11 protein-coding genes are annotated in these 15,389 nt (G+C 66.4%); all 11 read right to left on the bottom strand.

The window, feature by feature from the left end; translation table 11 throughout:
* Positions 1-279: 279 nt before the first annotated feature.
* The 11 genes from OG386_RS11640 to OG386_RS11590 all read right to left on the bottom strand — a co-directional run bounded on the left by OG386_RS11640 (position 280) and on the right by OG386_RS11590 (position 15,387).
* Positions 280-1,068: a hypothetical protein gene (locus OG386_RS11640; RefSeq protein ID WP_328793221.1), complete on the bottom strand. Its 789-nt coding sequence runs from the start codon at positions 1,066-1,068 to the stop codon at positions 280-282.
* Between the two features lie 115 nt (positions 1,069-1,183).
* Complete coding sequence (locus OG386_RS11635) at positions 1,184-1,888, bottom strand: DUF488 family protein, N3 subclade (protein ID WP_328788090.1); 705 nt, start codon at positions 1,886-1,888, stop codon at positions 1,184-1,186.
* A 135-nt stretch (positions 1,889-2,023) separates the two neighbouring features.
* The gene (locus OG386_RS11630; protein ID WP_328788089.1) at positions 2,024-4,930 is read right to left on the bottom strand and encodes an RNaseH domain-containing protein; all 2,907 of its coding nucleotides are present in this window, start codon (positions 4,928-4,930) and stop codon (positions 2,024-2,026) included.
* A gap of 169 nt (positions 4,931-5,099) precedes the next feature.
* The gene (locus OG386_RS11625) at positions 5,100-8,402 is read right to left on the bottom strand and encodes a hypothetical protein (RefSeq protein ID WP_328788088.1); all 3,303 of its coding nucleotides are present in this window, start codon (positions 8,400-8,402) and stop codon (positions 5,100-5,102) included.
* Complete coding sequence (locus OG386_RS11620; protein ID WP_328788087.1) at positions 8,399-9,652, bottom strand: restriction endonuclease-related protein; 1,254 nt, start codon at positions 9,650-9,652, stop codon at positions 8,399-8,401. The genes OG386_RS11625 and OG386_RS11620 overlap by 4 nt, the downstream gene beginning before the upstream one ends.
* Before the next feature lie 59 nt (positions 9,653-9,711).
* Positions 9,712-10,938, bottom strand: a complete 1,227-nt coding sequence (locus OG386_RS11615; RefSeq protein WP_328788086.1) for a helix-turn-helix domain-containing protein — start codon at positions 10,936-10,938, stop codon at positions 9,712-9,714.
* 367 nt (positions 10,939-11,305) lie between these two features.
* Complete coding sequence (locus OG386_RS11610) at positions 11,306-12,601, bottom strand: serine hydrolase domain-containing protein (RefSeq protein ID WP_328788085.1); 1,296 nt, start codon at positions 12,599-12,601, stop codon at positions 11,306-11,308.
* Positions 12,598-13,509 carry an aKG-HExxH-type peptide beta-hydroxylase gene (locus tag OG386_RS11605; protein WP_328788084.1) on the bottom strand — a complete coding sequence of 304 codons (912 nt, stop codon included), beginning with the start codon at positions 13,507-13,509 and terminating at the stop codon, positions 12,598-12,600. Before OG386_RS11605 ends, OG386_RS11610 begins: the two co-directional genes overlap by 4 nt.
* 108 nt (positions 13,510-13,617) lie before the next feature.
* Entirely contained in the window at positions 13,618-13,761 is a 144-nt protein-coding gene (locus tag OG386_RS11600; RefSeq protein WP_167347301.1) for a hypothetical protein, read from the bottom strand.
* A gap of 115 nt (positions 13,762-13,876) precedes the next feature.
* On the bottom strand, positions 13,877-14,743 hold the full coding sequence (locus tag OG386_RS11595) for a protein kinase domain-containing protein (protein ID WP_328788083.1): 867 nt from the start codon (positions 14,741-14,743) through the stop codon (positions 13,877-13,879).
* Positions 14,740-15,387, bottom strand: coding sequence for a hypothetical protein (locus OG386_RS11590; RefSeq protein ID WP_328788082.1), 648 nt, complete (start codon positions 15,385-15,387; stop codon positions 14,740-14,742). The genes OG386_RS11595 and OG386_RS11590 overlap by 4 nt, the downstream gene beginning before the upstream one ends.
* Positions 15,388-15,389: the final 2 nt, after the last annotated feature.

Here is a 15,389-nt window from a genome sequence, read left to right as displayed (position 1 = left end):
GGCTGACCTGCGGAAACCGGCTGTAGATACCCTCTGATCTGCACCGACCCGTCTTTCGGGCTGTTTCGCCATGCTGCCCTTTGACGCGGTCGATTCTCCCCAGCCGCTCCCCAACGAGCCTTCATTCTCCCCAGCGGAGGCTGCCTCGGAAGGAGGATCGCCGCTGGTCGGGACCGTGATCCGCGCGTCAGGACAGGCTACGCGACGTAGTGGTAGCGGGGTAGGAGCAGGCGGCCGCAGTCTGCCCGGCGGTGCTCGCGGTTGGGTGCGACGGCTCGTTCACAGAGAGAACAAGCCCTCCTGGATTCCGCCCGCCACCACCGAGCGTTCGGGGTAGAAGAGGCCGAGCAGCATGAAGGTCCTGGGATGGGCGGCGATGTTGCCGACGAAGAGGTGTACGGCGCGCTTCGGGGTGACCAGTCGCTCGTACCAGCGCTCACGCAGTTTCTCGCGGACGTCGGCCTCACCGTACTTGCGCAAGAACTTTCGGTAGGACTCGCTGGCCTCCCAGTCTCTGAGCGCCATGTCGTGGCCGGGGCAGTTGTCGTCCGAGCATCGGAAGGCGTAGCGGAACTCCAGGGGAACCCACTCCAGGCGGCGGAGGTCCTGGTCTAGAAGGTCCATCTGATCGGCCACGGCAGCTTTGGAGGCAGGCCAAGGCTCAGCGGGAGCGAGCCGGAAGCCCGTGATCTTGGCCGGACGGAACACGCCGAGCGAGGTCCGGTTCGTCTCTTGGTCCCGCTTGATGCCGCACAGCGAGGGCGCGACCAGCGGCTCCACGTGTGCGTACCGCTGCCGCCAGCCGTCGGAGGGCGGTATCCGGTCGAGCACCTTGAGGGTGTCTAGATTCGGACGCAGGCTCTCCGGGCGCCGGTCGCCCTGATGCGTCCGGACGTCGACCTCGACGACCGAGTACTTGGCGAACTGTGCTTCCTCAGCCAGTAATCGGAAGGGGACCGGGAAGAGCCGTACGTGCTGTGGTTCTCCCTGGTCCAGTCGTATGCCGGCGACGCAGCTCGTCTCCCGATACTGGGTGGATAGTTCGGGATAGGTCTTGACGGTGATCATGATGCGTGCGCGCTGCCATGCTCTGGTCACGGCGTCCCCCTTCGCCCAACACCTCGTCAGATTGGACGGGGACTGCCGCCTTGGACAAGGGCGCGTGCGGGGTAAAGGGGCGAAGTCAGGCCAACTGCACCACAGGTACCTCGATGCGCTTGCGGACCGCGGTCAGCACCACATGGCGGTGGCAGCGGCTCTCGTCCTGCTCGAAGCACAGCACCGCCACGCGGGACAGGCTCGCCTGCTCGGTCAGCCGGTCCAGGTCCGCCTGGGCCTCGTCGGACCGCAGCAGGCTGCGGAAGCGGGCCCGGCCCACGCCGAGGCGGCCATCCCAGAAGGGCGCCCTGTTGTCCTTGGGGTTGCCCAGGGCACGGAGGTGGATGTACTCGATGCCGGCCTCGGCGAGTGCCTGTCCGAGGCGGGTCTTGCTGAAGCCCGGCTTGCGGCTGATCGGGGTCAGCCGCACGTCGGCCACGACGTCGATCCGGCTTTCGACGAGGGAGGCCACGAAGGAATCGATGTCCCGTCCCTCGTAGCCGGCGGACCACAGTCCATGTGTTGGCGTGGTCGGACGGCAGAGGTCGTCCAGGGAGACCTCCAGGGCCGCGGCCAGCGCGCCGATCGTGAAGAAACCTGGCTGGATCGCACCGCCACTCTCTACCCGGGCGAGGGTTCTCGGCTGGACTCCGGCCTCCTTCGCCAGCCGCTCGCGGCTCCAGCCTCTGGCCTCCCGGAGGGTTCGTAATTGCTGGGCCAGGGCCAGGGCCAGGGCCCGGGCCCTGGCCCTGGCGTGGTCCGGTGTGTACTCAAGAGGGGGCGCAGCCATGGGCCGTGATCCTAACGTCCCCGGGCCAGGCGCTTCCACGGTGTCGGCCAGCTTCACCTCGATCGGTCGGCGGCCGTGGTGAGAGGCGGTCCATGGTGGCGACGACACCCTCTCGACGGTTGGGCCGACGCCGGATTATGCATCGGTGCCGCAGGCTTCCTTGAGGATCTCGATGCTCTCGCGGTCCGTTGGTTCGGAGCGTCGGAACTGGGGATGGCCAAGGTCCATCTGCAGTGCGGCGTGAAGTGGCGCGGGGTAGCGGGTTCGGTCGGACCACGAGAGTGCCTGGTGGCTGAGTCGGGCTGCGGCGACGGCGAGGGCCTCGCGCTCGTACCCGCTGTGTGTGTACATGGGAGTGATTTCGCGCGTGGTCATGCTGTACCAGGGAGAGTTGAGCTCGTTTTCTTTGCGCTCGTCAGCGTTTTTTGACGCCTTGCCCGGATCCGCGCGCCAGCGGGTCTTCCACTGTCCGTGGCGCTTCTTACCGTAGTTGCGGGGCTCGGTGAACAGGAACCAGGGATGGCCTTCGGGACGATCTTCCGGGTAGTAGAGGTCGCTGGAGGTCTTGAGCGGCTTGGTGGTGCCGTTTTTCAGCTTCTCGGTGACGGATACGAGTCGCGGCATCTCGGCCTGCGCGCAATTCATGCGGATGATGCTGACGGGGTTCCAGGAAGCGGGCAGGCCGCTCCCCGGAAGCCACAGGCGCGAATCGTCCGGGTCCGGGGTGAGGCCCTGCTTGTTGTTGTGCAGGCCCGGCCACACGCGACGGCTGGCGTGGCCGTCGATCATCAGTGCGTACGGGAGCCCATCGAGCTCGTCGCTGAGGTCTTGGAGGGCGGTACGGACGTCCTCGCCGGCCTGTGCCCAACGCTGCATTTCACCTCGGCCGTCCTGCGTGTGCAGAGGGTAGTTGGAGGCATGGAAATTGCTCTGCGCCCGCGCGTAGTGCTCCCACTGTGGGTGGATGTTGCTCCAACCGAGCATGCGCCAGGTCTCGCCGGCCTTGCGGGACGGGATCACCGCGGTGGCGGTGATGATCCTCTTGGGCTGTCCCTTGTACTTGCGATCGGTGGCCTGCTTGCGGACATGGATGCCCACAAAGGCCATGCGAGGCAACGGATAGGGGTCGTCTTCAGGGTAGAGAGCACGCTCGAACCGGTCGTCGATCACGCCGCATGATCGGTACAAGTCCAGCTGGCCCATGTAGACGCGGTGGTCTTCGAACGCAGCAGCGGGCTTCTTGACGGTGCTGAACGTCTTGGTGAACGGGTCGTAGGTGCGGCCGACCAAGAACTGAGACGGCACTGCGGCCTTTGCGAGCTCCCGTACTACCTGGTGTTTGGCGTCATTCTCGGCGAGGGCGGACTTCACCTCGGCGGGCTTCATGCCTTCGTGCTCTTCCCCGCGGACGGGGAGCTCCGTCTCACACCAGGCCGCGAGGAGCACGCCCGGTTCCGCGAACTGGCTGAGGAGGGACTCGGCGTCCGAGGCCCTCTCCTTTCCAGGGCCGTGCTTCAGCAGAGTCTCGGCGTTGCAGAAGACTGCCTCGATGCCCTCCGCGAGAGGCGTGGTGTCCTTTCCGGTGGGGTCGGGGTCGATGTGTTCCGGATCGAGGCCATAGGGGTGGGCGAGACCATGGATCATGCGCGTGAGGGTCTCGTCCCGGTACCAGAGACACAGGATGCGGAGTTTGGTGTAGCTGGCTGCTTCGATGGAGCGCCGGATGCTGTCGGGCGAGGGATTGCCGATGAGGTCGATGTAATCCCCGTCGCTCTTTCGCTTCTTCTTCTCCTTCTCCTGCGTCGAGGTGGCGGGTTCGTGGGGCCGCTTGCCGAAGACGTTCCCCTTCGACTTCAGCTCCAGCAGAGAGACGGTGTCGCCGAAGGCGCGCCGGATCTGGTCCTGGAGAAGGGAGAGCTGGTAGATGCCGGCGCCGGTACCGACAGCGAAGGAGTCCGTTTTGGGCATGGTCGGCCGGATGGTGCCGGGCGCGGGTGTGAGGATGTCGATCCTCTTGCCGTCTTCGTCCCTGAGGTTCAGGCGGTGGCGTTCGTCGACAACGCGTTCCTCCAATGCCGTGAGCGCTGTCCGGTCGGCGTCGAGTTTCGCCAGGATCTCCAACGCGTGCTTGTTCGCCTCGCGCAGGCCCCATCCGTCCAGAGAGAGGGACAGCAGGGGGCGCTGCGTTCCTTGATCGAGCAAGGCAGTGCGCGCGTGGACCACGGTGTTGTTGACGCGGCGGATGTGTGCGTTCAGGTTCAGGACGGGGTTGGGCTCGGCGGTGTAGGTGGCCATCTTCACCGAGACGCGGGACATGGCGTACTGGACTTGCGCCCTCGTAGGGTCCTTGGGACGGGCGGTGGCAGCTTCACTGAGATTGACGGGGTGGGCCAGGGAGGCGAAGAGCGGGCCGATGGGGTGGTCCCATGCGATCAGGTCGCCGTCGCTGTCGGGTTTGTAGTACACGGCCGCGGTGTTGGTGGACGGCTGCCAGTCGACGATGCGTTCCTTCGTCATGCCGTCCTTCGTCTCGTACGGCTCACGGATCGGCTCCACTTCCGTGTCCAAGAGGGGTTCAACGGCCAGCCTCTTCGCGATATGCCACTTCACCGCCTGATAGGCCCAGCTGTCAGGGCTAGCTGGCCTGCCGTCCTGCTGGGCGAGGATGTTCTCGGCGAGGCTGAGCGACTGCGGCGTGACGCCGGCCACCAGTTTCGCCAGGGCGGGCTCGTCCATGAACGGGATCTCGTCGAGAGGGATCTTGCGGACGATCCCTTCCAGGTAGGTGAAGACGTTCTTGAGGACGCCGGGTTCCACGGGGCTGAGCGTCACCATGAACGCCAGGTTTCTGTCCAGGTACACGTACCCGTCGGTGATCTGCTGGAGAACGGTGACCGCGATGGAGTACGGAATCAGGAAAGGGTCGGAGTCCTCTACCCCTGCGATCCGCTTGCTGTTGCGGGTGGCCGTGCTGCCCAGGTCGCGCCAGGCTCTGCGCGTGGGCGAGTGGTAGTCACCGAAGTCCCAGACCAGGGCGGTCATGCCGTCCAGGAGCTGTGGGGTGCACTTGATCGATGTGGTGTGTGCGGTGAGATCCCGCTGAGTGCTGCGACGCCCCATGGACGGTCTTACCTCTTCTCTCGGCTTTTCTGCCGGGCAGGGAAAGCAGCCCCCACCTGCACCCGGGAGGGCAGGGGCAGATGTAGGTCGTTCAGAGCATCTCGCGATCGAGTCCTGCGTAGGTGAGAAATGCCTGAAGCGCTTGACCGTAGAGCTCATTCATGATTGCGCGCTGCTCGGGGTTCCAGTCGGCGTAGATCTGCTTGATGATCGTGGCTAGGTCAGAGCTGAACTTCTGGTCGTGGATGGCGTGGTCCACGATGTGCAGGGTCATGTCGGTTTCGCCGCGGCGGGCTCGTCCGGCGAGCTGGATGAGCAGGACGAGCATTCCTGCGACGAGTTCTTTGCGCAGGTCGTGGTCCATGTTGGAGAACCGGGCCGGGGAGCGGAGGATCTTGGAGAGTTGCTTCCAGGAGGCTTCCCCGGCGCTGCGCAACTCGGCCAGCGGGGTATCGCTGCCGCCGACAGGGAGGGTGTTGATGCCGGCGGCGTTGACGCTCGCGTGCATCCAGTCGGTGTCCTCGATGCTGAGGACGGGCCGGACGCAGAGGTAGATGTCGCGGACGGCAGAGCGTGTGCCTACGACGATGTTCAGACCTCGTCCGATGACAGCGAGGGGGGCGATCAGGATTTCCCCGCGGTTGGGAAAGTCCTTCAGTTCTTCGCGGACCATCCTGTCCACGTGCGGAGGCAGGTGCTCCTCGTAGTTCTGCTTCTCTGCCTTCTTCACGAGTAGGCAGACTCGGTGGTTCAGACCGTCGGCTTGCGCCACTCCGGAAGCGAGGTGGGCGGCCTGCTCGTAGGAGTTGACGGTGAGAATGACACGGGCTCGCTCCGGCTCCCGTTTCTCCAGGTGGGTCAGGCGTCGGGCGAGCTGCTGCTCGTAGAGACCCCGCCCGAGATCTCGAAGGGCGTTGGGTTTCAGTTCCGGTGGCAGACCACCGATACGCATCGCGTCGCCGGCGCCACTGCGTACCGGGGTTGCGAGGGTGACGATGGATTCGGGGCGTGTATCGGGCAGCCACCATCGCACCGGGGCGTGGATGTGCTCCTGCACGGCCTGCGGCAGGTAGGCGGTGGCCGACAGTCCCATGACGGGCCGCTGCACGCCGGCGGTCAACAGCGATGTGAGGCCGCCTAGTTCGGAGACGAACGTATGCGGATCGCCTCCGAACGACCGGGAGAGGAGCTCGGCTTCCTTCTCTTTGTTGTCCACGCCTTTGACCTGGTAGCCGTGGATGGAGCGGCCCAACATCGCCAGGGGGTACAGGGTGGCCACCGTGCTGCTGCGCATGGTCTCAAGGATCTTGCGGACCGAGCCCAGGTCCAGGTAACGCAGGGTCTGTGCCTGCGCGCGCAGTTCGTCGAGTGCGCCGTCGAGTTCGCGCAGTACCGTCCGGGTGACCAGCAGGTTGATCACAGCAGCCTGCCGATGCGCGTCGGGCACGAGCCCGAGGAGAAGCTTGCGCATCTCGTCGCGGGTGTCCGTGAGGTGGTCCTGGCCGCGCTGCGCTGTGAGCGCGATCAGGGCGGTCCGAACGGCGTCCCAGTCCGCGCCTTCGGGGAGGTCGAACTCTTCCTCGTCCGGCTCGGAGCCGTACCAGCGGGCGGGCATGATCTCGTTGAGGAAGGCGAACAGCTCGGGCGGGATGTCCTCGGCCGCAGTCGCTTCGGGGAAGAGGATCTGGAGGATCTCGCGGTCCCGTGAGTGGGCCAACCGCCAGCCGGTGTTGTCGCGGCCGGCGCCGTCGGGGCCGTCCGTTTCGTTGCCGGGATTCAGCTTCAGCCCACGTCCGGAGCAGAGCCACAGCAGCAGCATCTCGGCCATGAGGCGGGCATGGCTGACCGGTGAGACGAGCCCCATCTCGTGGACAACGGGAAGGTTCTTCGCGTCGGAGTCGATCTCCCGCAGTGCGGTTGTCCTCTTCCGGGAGGCGAGAGTGATTTCCGAAGTGCAGCGGCTGATCGCTGCCGTCTGGAAGGCGTCGATCTCGTCGATCACCAGGGCATCGCAGGCGCGCAGGGTCATCTCCAGGACGCTCATGCCCCGGGTGCCGCGCGCCTGACCGCGGAACTCCTGCCCGTCCAGCACGACACCGATGCGAGTGCGTCCTTCGAGTAGGTTTGCGTGGTTGGTGACGATAACGGCCGCGTTGGTGGCCCGATAGAACTGCTGAAATTTGCCGCACGTCGGTGCGAACGGGCAGGTCAGCCGGTTGGAGCCGCTGGCCTCTGAGGTCAACGAGGTGCAGTTCTCTTCCCCGTAGGGGTACAGGGTGGGCGGGTCCATCAGCGCGCGCTGTGCGCATCCGGTCGACAGAAGGCCGATGTCCGTCCTGGCGCGACGGTCCCACTCGTCGATCTGGGTGGAGGTGCCCAGGGCTGCATAGTCCATGGCGCGCCGGTGCATGCTTGACGGGGACATCAACGGCGTGCAGTGAGTGGGCTCGGTGAGACGTTTGATCTTGTGGAGATAGGTCAGGTCGTTGTTGATGTCCCAGGCCATCTCCAAGGTGGCCCGGACGTCTGTGACGGCGAGAGCGATGCGCCGGTCGTTCAGAGCAGCCCATGAGGCCAGAACCCTCACCAGGACGGTCTTGCCGCTTCCCGTGGGAGCGTTTAGCAGCTGCAGATCGCCAGCAGTCAGGTCGAGTTCGGTCATCGCGCCCGTCGTCGTCTTCATGCTCTTGAAGAACCGCTTGAGCACCCTGTGTAGGTAGCGGACGCTCTTGTCCTGCCTGCTGAGCGTCTTGGCGACCTCCAAGAGCTGCTCCACGGTCGGTGCGACCCGGTCACGCGGCGGCCTAGTGCGCACCTGAGGCAGGAACTCATGTCCGGGTGCTTCCCGAAAGTCGGGCGTGGCCGGGATGAAGATCTCCCTGCTGGTCGTGCCGTGCTCCGGGCCCAGGTAGGCAGTCCTCGTCTTCAGCTTTCCCGGGCCGGCGAACGCCTGGGCCTTGGGGCGCTTGCCGAAGGTGAAGAAGGGGCCGGTGACGCGTTGTACGTAGCCGAGAAAGTCACCCCCCATCCGTGGGATCGCTGCGTCCGCCAGGTGTGGATCTCCGGGAGGCAAACGCAGCGAGCCTCCGGAGCGGTCGGCGATGTCTGGTTCTGATGACAGGACTCCGAGCATGGCGAGCACCGAGGTCCGGAGTTTCTTCGGATCCGTCCACTCCTGGGCCATCAAGGTCATGACCTGACGGATGAGGTTTCGCTCACTGGTGGGCAAGTTCGCCCATTCGGACCAGGCTTGCGGCTTTCGGTGCGCGAAGAACGTGGCTTCCTCGAAGCCGGCCAGAACGTGTCCCTCGTCGTCCTTGCGTGGGAAGTAGTGGGCGGCCAGCGCAAGTGCTCCGGCGAGGCCGGCCTCCGTGCCCGTCATGTCGCCGCTCATGCCTGGCCCCCCTTGGCCTGATTAATGACCATCTCCAGGTATTCCGTCGCGGTCATCGCCGCTTTCATGCTGTGTCTGCGGCACACCACATCGAGCTGGTCCACTTGCTCCCTGCGATGGTCGGGCACCACCAAATACTCGGCGCCGCCTCGGTCACCGCCGTCCAGGTCGAGTTTGCTGACTAGATGGTTGGACCAGGTGTAGTCCTTGAAGTCGGCCATGAACCGGGGTTCATCGTTGTCGGCATGAGTGATCCACAGGTCGCACTGATCCCCGTTGGGCCACAGGTGCGACGTCCAGGGCGTGCCCTCGAGGCTGGCCGAGACTGCTCGATGCAGGGCCAGCTCGGGAAGTCCGGGTACCACGGTGTATCGCCACACGGGCCGCACGAGCACGACCATATCCGCCACCGCTCGGGCCTCCGGCACGAGCGGAACGGCACCGGTCCACAGCGGGGCGAAGCGGCCCGACGGCACTCGGCACTCGAACGTCGGGTGCAGCTCGGGTGCCGCTTTCCGGCGAGTGGTCACGACGAACTCATACGACGCGCCTGTCTCATCGTGCCAGGGGTACAGGCAGCGTACTTGGCCGCGGATGCGCCCGCTGGATCGGTCTGTCGTCACCTTCATCGGCCACTGACAGGCCGGACAGGGCCACCACCAGCCGCTGTACTGCGCGTATTGAGCGATAGGGCGGTAGAAGTCGTTGGCCCGGGAAGGCAGGTTGAGGCTAGCCAGATCCTTCCTCGGCACGGTCGGGTTCTCGACCAGCGTCCTGCGGTGCCTTTCGTAGAATGGGCCCTTGATCGCGCTGAAGACGGACTCTTGGCTGTACTCGTCATCCAGCTTGGGCTTGGTGACCTGGCCGCTGAACTTCCCGACCTTCTCCGCGGCGCGCATGACACGCTGAGCCTCGTGCCGGAAGTCGAAGCCGTCCTCGGTTGCGACGCCGTCGCTCTCCAAGAGCCGTACGCCGGCGAGCTCCTCAGCGTTGATCCACTCGGGCAGCAACCGCTCGAGGGACCCTGCCCGTTCACCGGTGAGTCTGCCCATCAATTCATCGAAGGGGATGTGGTGTCCGGGGCCACACGCGGCCATCAGAATCCCGTGGGCTTCCATAAGGCGGTCCAGACGCCGGGGGCCAGTCAGCTCCCCGGTGGCCACCGCGTGTTCACACACCGCGAATGCCTTGACGATTTCCAGCAGGACATGGGTCTGCTGGACCGTGGTCGTGTCTCCGTGTCGCATCATCGGTGGGGAGGCTACGACACCCCACTGACAATGGACCTCGGTGTCACCCCATCGGGTGATCAGATGAATGTTTTTTCGATCGAATCAACGTCGACGCTTGGATACAAAGACCGGTAGGTGTCGATGTGGTCCTTGATATGGCGTCCTCCGGAATCGGTGAGGAACCAGCGGTAGGGTCCGTGGTCCGCTCCGTCCGGGAGACGTAGAACGATGAAGCCGCGGCTGGGTGTGCGCCCGTCGGGGCTCTGACCCACGGCAAGGTAGTGCGGTCCCCGTCCGGCGAGGCTGCCGTCCACACCTTGCGTCCCTGCCCGCGCGACACGAACCACGATTTTCCATAGCCACGGCGACAGTAGTGCTGCGGGTGGTGTTGGAACCGGCGTAACCCCGAGCGCTGCGCGTGCGACCGCTCGGCCATGCCGCGTCATCTCGACGCGTGTACGTGGAACCTCTCCTATGCCATCGACATACAGGCGGTCCCGGTAGACAGTGATCAGCCCCCGTCTCTCCAGCGCGCTCACGGAGGATCCGGCCCCCGGATCGTGAATGTCGGCCTCCCGGAGCCGCTCTTGGATACGGGTGAAGCCGACAAGGTCGGCCGGGGCACTGAGTGCCAGGGTCAGCCGTCGCCATGCTGCAGCCGGCTGCTGGACCGCTCCCGCATAGCGATTTTGGCGCTGTTCCTCTTCCTCCTCCTGATCCTGGTGGAAGATGCACGTCAGGTAGCTGCGCTGCCGCTCGTTGAGCTCACACCAGGTTGTCAGTGCTCTCTCGGACGCGTTGCGAGGTCGACGAGTTGGAAGCTCGGGGGCCGCGTCGTTCGGGCGCGTGCGGCGCCAGGCATCGATGACTACGCGGTCAGGAATTCCGTAGACCTGGGCCAGCATCCGTGCCACTCGGCCTTGGGTTTCGGGCGACAGCCAAGTCCGCCCGCGCACCAGGCGGCCACATTCAAGATCACGCACTTTCTCAGCGCTGATGTGCAGATCTTGCGATGCTCGCTTGCGGCGAAGCAGCGAAGCGACCTCGGCGGTGCTCATACCCGCCCGACGGCGCAGATCCTGCAGCGTCTCGGTCCCCCGTTCGCCTGCAGTCAAATCTTGCGCATCACAGCGCAGCACCTTCAGTAGGCGCCCGAAAGTTCGGTCGCCTACAGCTTGTGTTCCGGCCTCCCAGCGGCGTACGGACGCAGGTGAGACACCAGTGGCTTCGGCCAGCTCGTTCACGCTCATACCTCGGAACCCACGCTGCTGCTTCAGAGCCTGAGGGGTGAGGGACTGTGCCATGCCTCCCAGCAAAACGCAGTCGACGGGCCGGAGCAACCACCATCCAGACTCGAACGCTATGGAGGTTAGGCGCCCGATCTGGAGATCGCGCCGCTGCGACCAGCAGCTGCAGTGCGCCGTTGCCGCAGTTCGGCGGATTTCTGCTGAGCCTCAGCGAGCACCGAGCTTCACGCTGAGACAGTCGTTCGAGTCCACGCCCACCCCAGTCAGTGTGAAGGCGCTGGCGCCGTGCTCGGGTCCGAGCAGTGCCCGCATGGCAGTGCAGCGCTGGCCAGCGTCGCCACTACTCGATCACCACTGAGTCGCTGCGGTCGGCGGGGTCTTCTTCATCGGATGGGGAAGCCAGATTGGTGCCTCGAGGCGGTAACTACTGGCGGATGTAGGTGAGTCCGGGTGCGCGGTCGAGGTCGAGGGCGAAGCGGTCCACCTGGTCGGTGTTGGTTGGCATGGTGAGGGTGTGGCCGTTGCCGACGTAGGTGCCAGAGCCCGTGGGGGTGAGCTGGTCGCATGTCCCTCGGCGCCACAGGTGGAGAGCGTCGGCTCTGAGGGTGAGGCGCAGGCTGCCGGGTACTTGGTCGCAGGTGAAGGTGCCGAGCTCCGTGTGCTGGTCGCGGTCGTTGGGCGCGGGCTGGTCTCGTATGGCAGTGCTTGGGGTTCGTTCCCGGGCTGTTGCGCGGACGAGGACCTCCTTCGGAGCCAGGGTCGGCTGTTGGTGCAGGTCTCTGAGGATGGCGGCGGTGACGCGGTCGGCCGAGAGCCCGGCAGTGTTGGACAGGGCGATCACGCGTAGCCCTGATGCTTCCACGTGGGCAGCGGCGGAGAAGCCCTGTTCGTGGCCGTAGTGGAAGACGGCAATGCGGCCGGGGCGGGCGTCGGCGTAGAGCCCGGGGCCGTAGAGATAGGGCTCGTGGTCGCTGGGCTCGTAGGCGACTGTTTCCTGCCAGGGGAGCTGGTGGGGGTGCTGCCAGTGCTGGTGGAGGTGGGTGAGCCAGCGGTCGAGGTCGCCGGCGGTGGTCCATAGGGTTCCCGGGCCGGGCAGGGTGACCGGTGCTTCTGTGTGCTGCCAGCCTTGGTGGATGGCCTGGTAGGCGGATGCAGCTCCGGGGATGACCTGGCGCGGGTCCGCCTTGAAGTGGGTGGCGTGCATGCCGAGCGGGCCGAAAATGCGGTGCCGGGCGAGTTCGGGCAGCGTGGTGCGGTGGACCGTTTCGAGGATCTCGGCCAGGAGGAGGTAGTTGGTGTTGCTGTAGAGGAAGCGGCCTTTGGGGACGGCGCGCTGGTCTTGGCGGTAGGCGAGGGTTCGCAGGTCGTCTGCCGTGTAGTGGTCGAGTTCACGGAAGCCAGCGAGGGAGAGCAGGGACTCAGCGTCGCGTATGCCCGATCGATGGGTGACGAGGTCCGCGACGGTGACATCGCTGATCTTGAGCCGGGGCAGCAGGTCCGCAGCCTGCTGGTCCAGGTGCAGGAGATCATCATGCGCCGCGAGCAGGATCAGGTGGGCGGTGATCTCCTTCGCGACCGAGCCGACGTTGAACGTGGTGTCCGGTCCGATGGGCAGTCCGTGTTCGAGGCTGGCCAGACCGGTGTGGAGAAGGGTGGGCTCTTCGCCTGGCCGGTGGAGCAGCAGGGACAGGCCAGGCTGTTCGTCGCGGGGCGCGTTCACAGGGCGAGGGCCTGGTGGTGGGCGGCAGCGAGGCGGTGGCGGAGACCGTCGTCGCTGATCAGCTCCAGAGCGCAGGCGTGATGGGGCGCCGTGCTGGCGAGGAGGCTTCGCTGCTGGTCGAGGTACGTGGTCAGGAACCGGTGCAGGTCTCCCGTGGTGCTGTTCAGCGCTTGGGCGGTGAACAACATGGTGAGCGGGAACGCCCAGCAGGCGTGGAGGAAGCCGAACGCTGGCCGCATCGTCTGCTTCCACGGGGAGTGGAAGTGGGCGGTGTCGCTGATCTTGCATGCCGTTGCCGCGAGCGCGTCGTTCAGCCAGTTGTGCCCGGCCTCGTGGATCAGGTCGCGGGCCAGGACGACCGGGTCGTCGACGTGGTCCATGAAGACCGTGCCGGGCAGGCGGCTGATGGTCCAGCTATCGAGGGTCTCGCTGAGGTTCTTCGTCCGCAGCAGGCACAGGACGACGGCGTGCGCGGCGAGCAGGTCGCCGAAGCCCGCTCGTGTAGCGCTGGCGTAGGCGTCGGCCGCGAGATTGCACAGGTGAGGCTGAGCGGGTTCGGTACCAGGGCCCAGGACGTAGTAGGGGGTCTCGGAGATCGCGGATCGGGGTAGGTCGGCGAGTGTGGGCGCGATGACCACGCGGGCGCCGACCACTGTGGGGACGGAGCCCGTGGTGGCACCCGCGTCGGGGTGGGCGACGTACCAGTCGAAGGTCGAGGCATCGCCGGCGCGGGCGGCGGCTTCGGCTCCTTCGAGGGCGTGGTGGGCCAGGCAGTAGTCGGCTGCTGTACTGGTAATGGACTGATGCGCCTGGGCTCCGGGGCGGATGACCGCGTGGATTCGCTGCGTGCGCTCGTGGTGCAGGCGGTCGATCGGTGGGAGGTCGAAGAGGGCGGCGAGGGTGTGCATGAGGCGGCTCTCCTGTTCGGTGGGCCCGGGGCCGGGCCGCAGGTGCTGGCGGCCCGGCCCCGGGGGTGTTCACCAGCGGCGCTCAGAGCGCCGGGCGGCTGCGGGTGTTCAGGCGGTGGTGGTCTCCGCCTCGGCCGCCGGCCAGCCCTCGGCCGAGACGCTGGAGGTGTGGGCGGTGGTACGGACGGTCTCGTCCTCGCCGCGCAGGTCCTCGACGTTGGCGAGGAAGTCGGCGATGCGGTCCTGGTTCATTGGGTGTTCCGCCTTTCGGTCTCGTTGGCTTCGGCTTGTTCCACTTGCTGTGCGCTGTGGTGCCGGAGACCGGGCGGAGATCTCGCCCTGGGCATGAGGGGCTCCCTCGTGTTGGTCAGCGCTGGTGCAGGGCAGCCGCGGTGCGGAGCACGGTGCGCAGGTCGTTCATGGCGGGCCGGTGGTCCGCGTCCTCGGAGAGCGCGGCGGTCACCACGCTGCGCAGGGGCTCCGGGATGAGGGGCAGGTTGGTGCGGCCGGCCAGACGGGGGATGTCCGCGCACAGGTAGCGGTAGACGAGGACAGCGAGGCTGAAGACATCGGCTGCCGGGGTGGCCTCGTGGTAGCCGGTTAGGTACTCCGGCGGCCAGTGGACCTCGGGGCCGCGGCGTTCCGGCCCGCGCGGGGCGGACAGGCGGCGGGCGGCTCCGAGGTCGGTGATCAGGCCCCGACCCTGGTTGATGAGGATGTTCTCCTGGTAGACGTCGCGGTGGACGATTCCGCGCTGGTGCAGGTTTGCCAGGCCGTCTGCGACGTCGGCGAGGACGCCGAGGCCCTTGCCGGTGTCCTTGGACGAGGTCATGAAGGTCCGGAAGTTCCCGCCGTCGCAGTGCGGCATGGTGTACCAGTCGAACCGCTCCGAGCTGCCCCGTTCCAGCAGCGGGACGATGTGATCGGTCCCTCCGGCAGCGGCGGTCAGCTCCGCCTCGTGGCAAAAGTCTGCGCGGGTGAGGGCGCGTTCGGTCTCGGTCATCTGTGCGTACCAGTAGAAGCCGTACGCGGCGGGCCTCTCGCTGGGGTCAAGCTCGGCCAGGACGTGGTTGCTGCCGAAGCCCGCCTTCAGTACGACGTCCTCTTGGCCAGGGCGGCCTGCTCTGACCAGGGTGCTGGCCCGCGTGAACGCGAGCAGGTCGCTGATGCGCCAGCCGTCCGTGCGGAGCTGATCGAGGACCCAGGCTGCGGGATGCATCGGGTGCAGGTTCATCGACTCGGTTCCTTCTTCGTGGCCGCGGGGGTGCCGGCCGAGCGGAGGTCCTCCATGCAGGCATCGACCAGGGCTTCGAGATCGGCATGGGTCGTGCAGGCGTGCTTCAGCACGGGCAAGCCGGTGACCTTGGTCCAGGCGTCTGCGGCCTCGTTGTAGAGGTCGGCCAGCCGGGCGGCGGCCTCGGGCTGCTCGGTGAACCGGCGCTCTGTCGCGCGTCGAGTGATGCGGGTGTGGCAGATGTCGGGCCCGGTGGTCAGCAGAACGGTCAGCTGCGGACGGGCCTGGGTCTGCTCGGCAAGGCGCTCGACGTACGAGTCGACGGGCTGCCCGTGGAGCAGGGCAAGCAGGCAGGCGGTGGAGAGGGTGAGCCGGTCGGCGAGGACCGGGCCCTCGGTGAGGGCGACGGCGATGTTGAAGCGGGAGTGCAGGGCCAGGTCCTGGGCGGCGGCCTCGATGGCCTCCTGCTCGGCTCCGCCGTGCCCGGCCCGCAGTCGGATCAACGTGCGAGTGGCCGAGTGGGAGAGCCAGGAGAACTGGCCGATGTGGCTGAGGGGGATGTCCTCGGCGTGGGCGGTGGCCAGGAGCCGGTCTCGCAGGGTGCTCTTTCCGGCGCCGGCTATGCCTTCCAAGGCCAGGAGCACGC

The sequence above is a fragment of the Streptomyces sp. NBC_00273 genome, from assembly GCF_036178145.1.
In the GTDB taxonomy this organism is placed as follows: Bacteria; Actinomycetota; Actinomycetes; order Streptomycetales; family Streptomycetaceae; genus Streptomyces.
Note: the sequence above shows the minus strand (reverse complement) of the source record. Positions and strands in the feature narration are given on the sequence as shown.

What these genes read in the sequence shown, in the direction of transcription:
- OG386_RS11640 (WP_328793221.1), bottom strand. Translation starts at nt 1,068, where the DNA reads ATGATCACCGTCAAGACCTATCCCGAACTATCCACCCAGTATCGGGAG.
- OG386_RS11635 (WP_328788090.1), bottom strand. Translation starts at nt 1,888, where the DNA reads ATGGCTGCGCCCCCTCTTGAGTACACACCGGACCACGCCAGGGCCAGG.
- OG386_RS11630 (WP_328788089.1), bottom strand. Translation starts at nt 4,930, where the DNA reads ATGACCGCCCTGGTCTGGGACTTCGGTGACTACCACTCGCCCACGCGC.
- OG386_RS11625 (WP_328788088.1), bottom strand. Translation starts at nt 8,402, where the DNA reads ATGAGCGGCGACATGACGGGCACGGAGGCCGGCCTCGCCGGAGCACTT.
- OG386_RS11620 (WP_328788087.1), bottom strand. Translation starts at nt 9,652, where the DNA reads ATGATGCGACACGGAGACACGACCACGGTCCAGCAGACCCATGTCCTG.
- OG386_RS11615 (WP_328788086.1), bottom strand. Translation starts at nt 10,938, where the DNA reads ATGGCACAGTCCCTCACCCCTCAGGCTCTGAAGCAGCAGCGTGGGTTC.
- OG386_RS11605 (WP_328788084.1), bottom strand. Translation starts at nt 13,509, where the DNA reads ATGCACACCCTCGCCGCCCTCTTCGACCTCCCACCGATCGACCGCCTG.
- OG386_RS11600 (WP_167347301.1), bottom strand. Translation starts at nt 13,761, where the DNA reads ATGAACCAGGACCGCATCGCCGACTTCCTCGCCAACGTCGAGGACCTG.
- OG386_RS11595 (WP_328788083.1), bottom strand. Translation starts at nt 14,743, where the DNA reads ATGAACCTGCACCCGATGCATCCCGCAGCCTGGGTCCTCGATCAGCTC.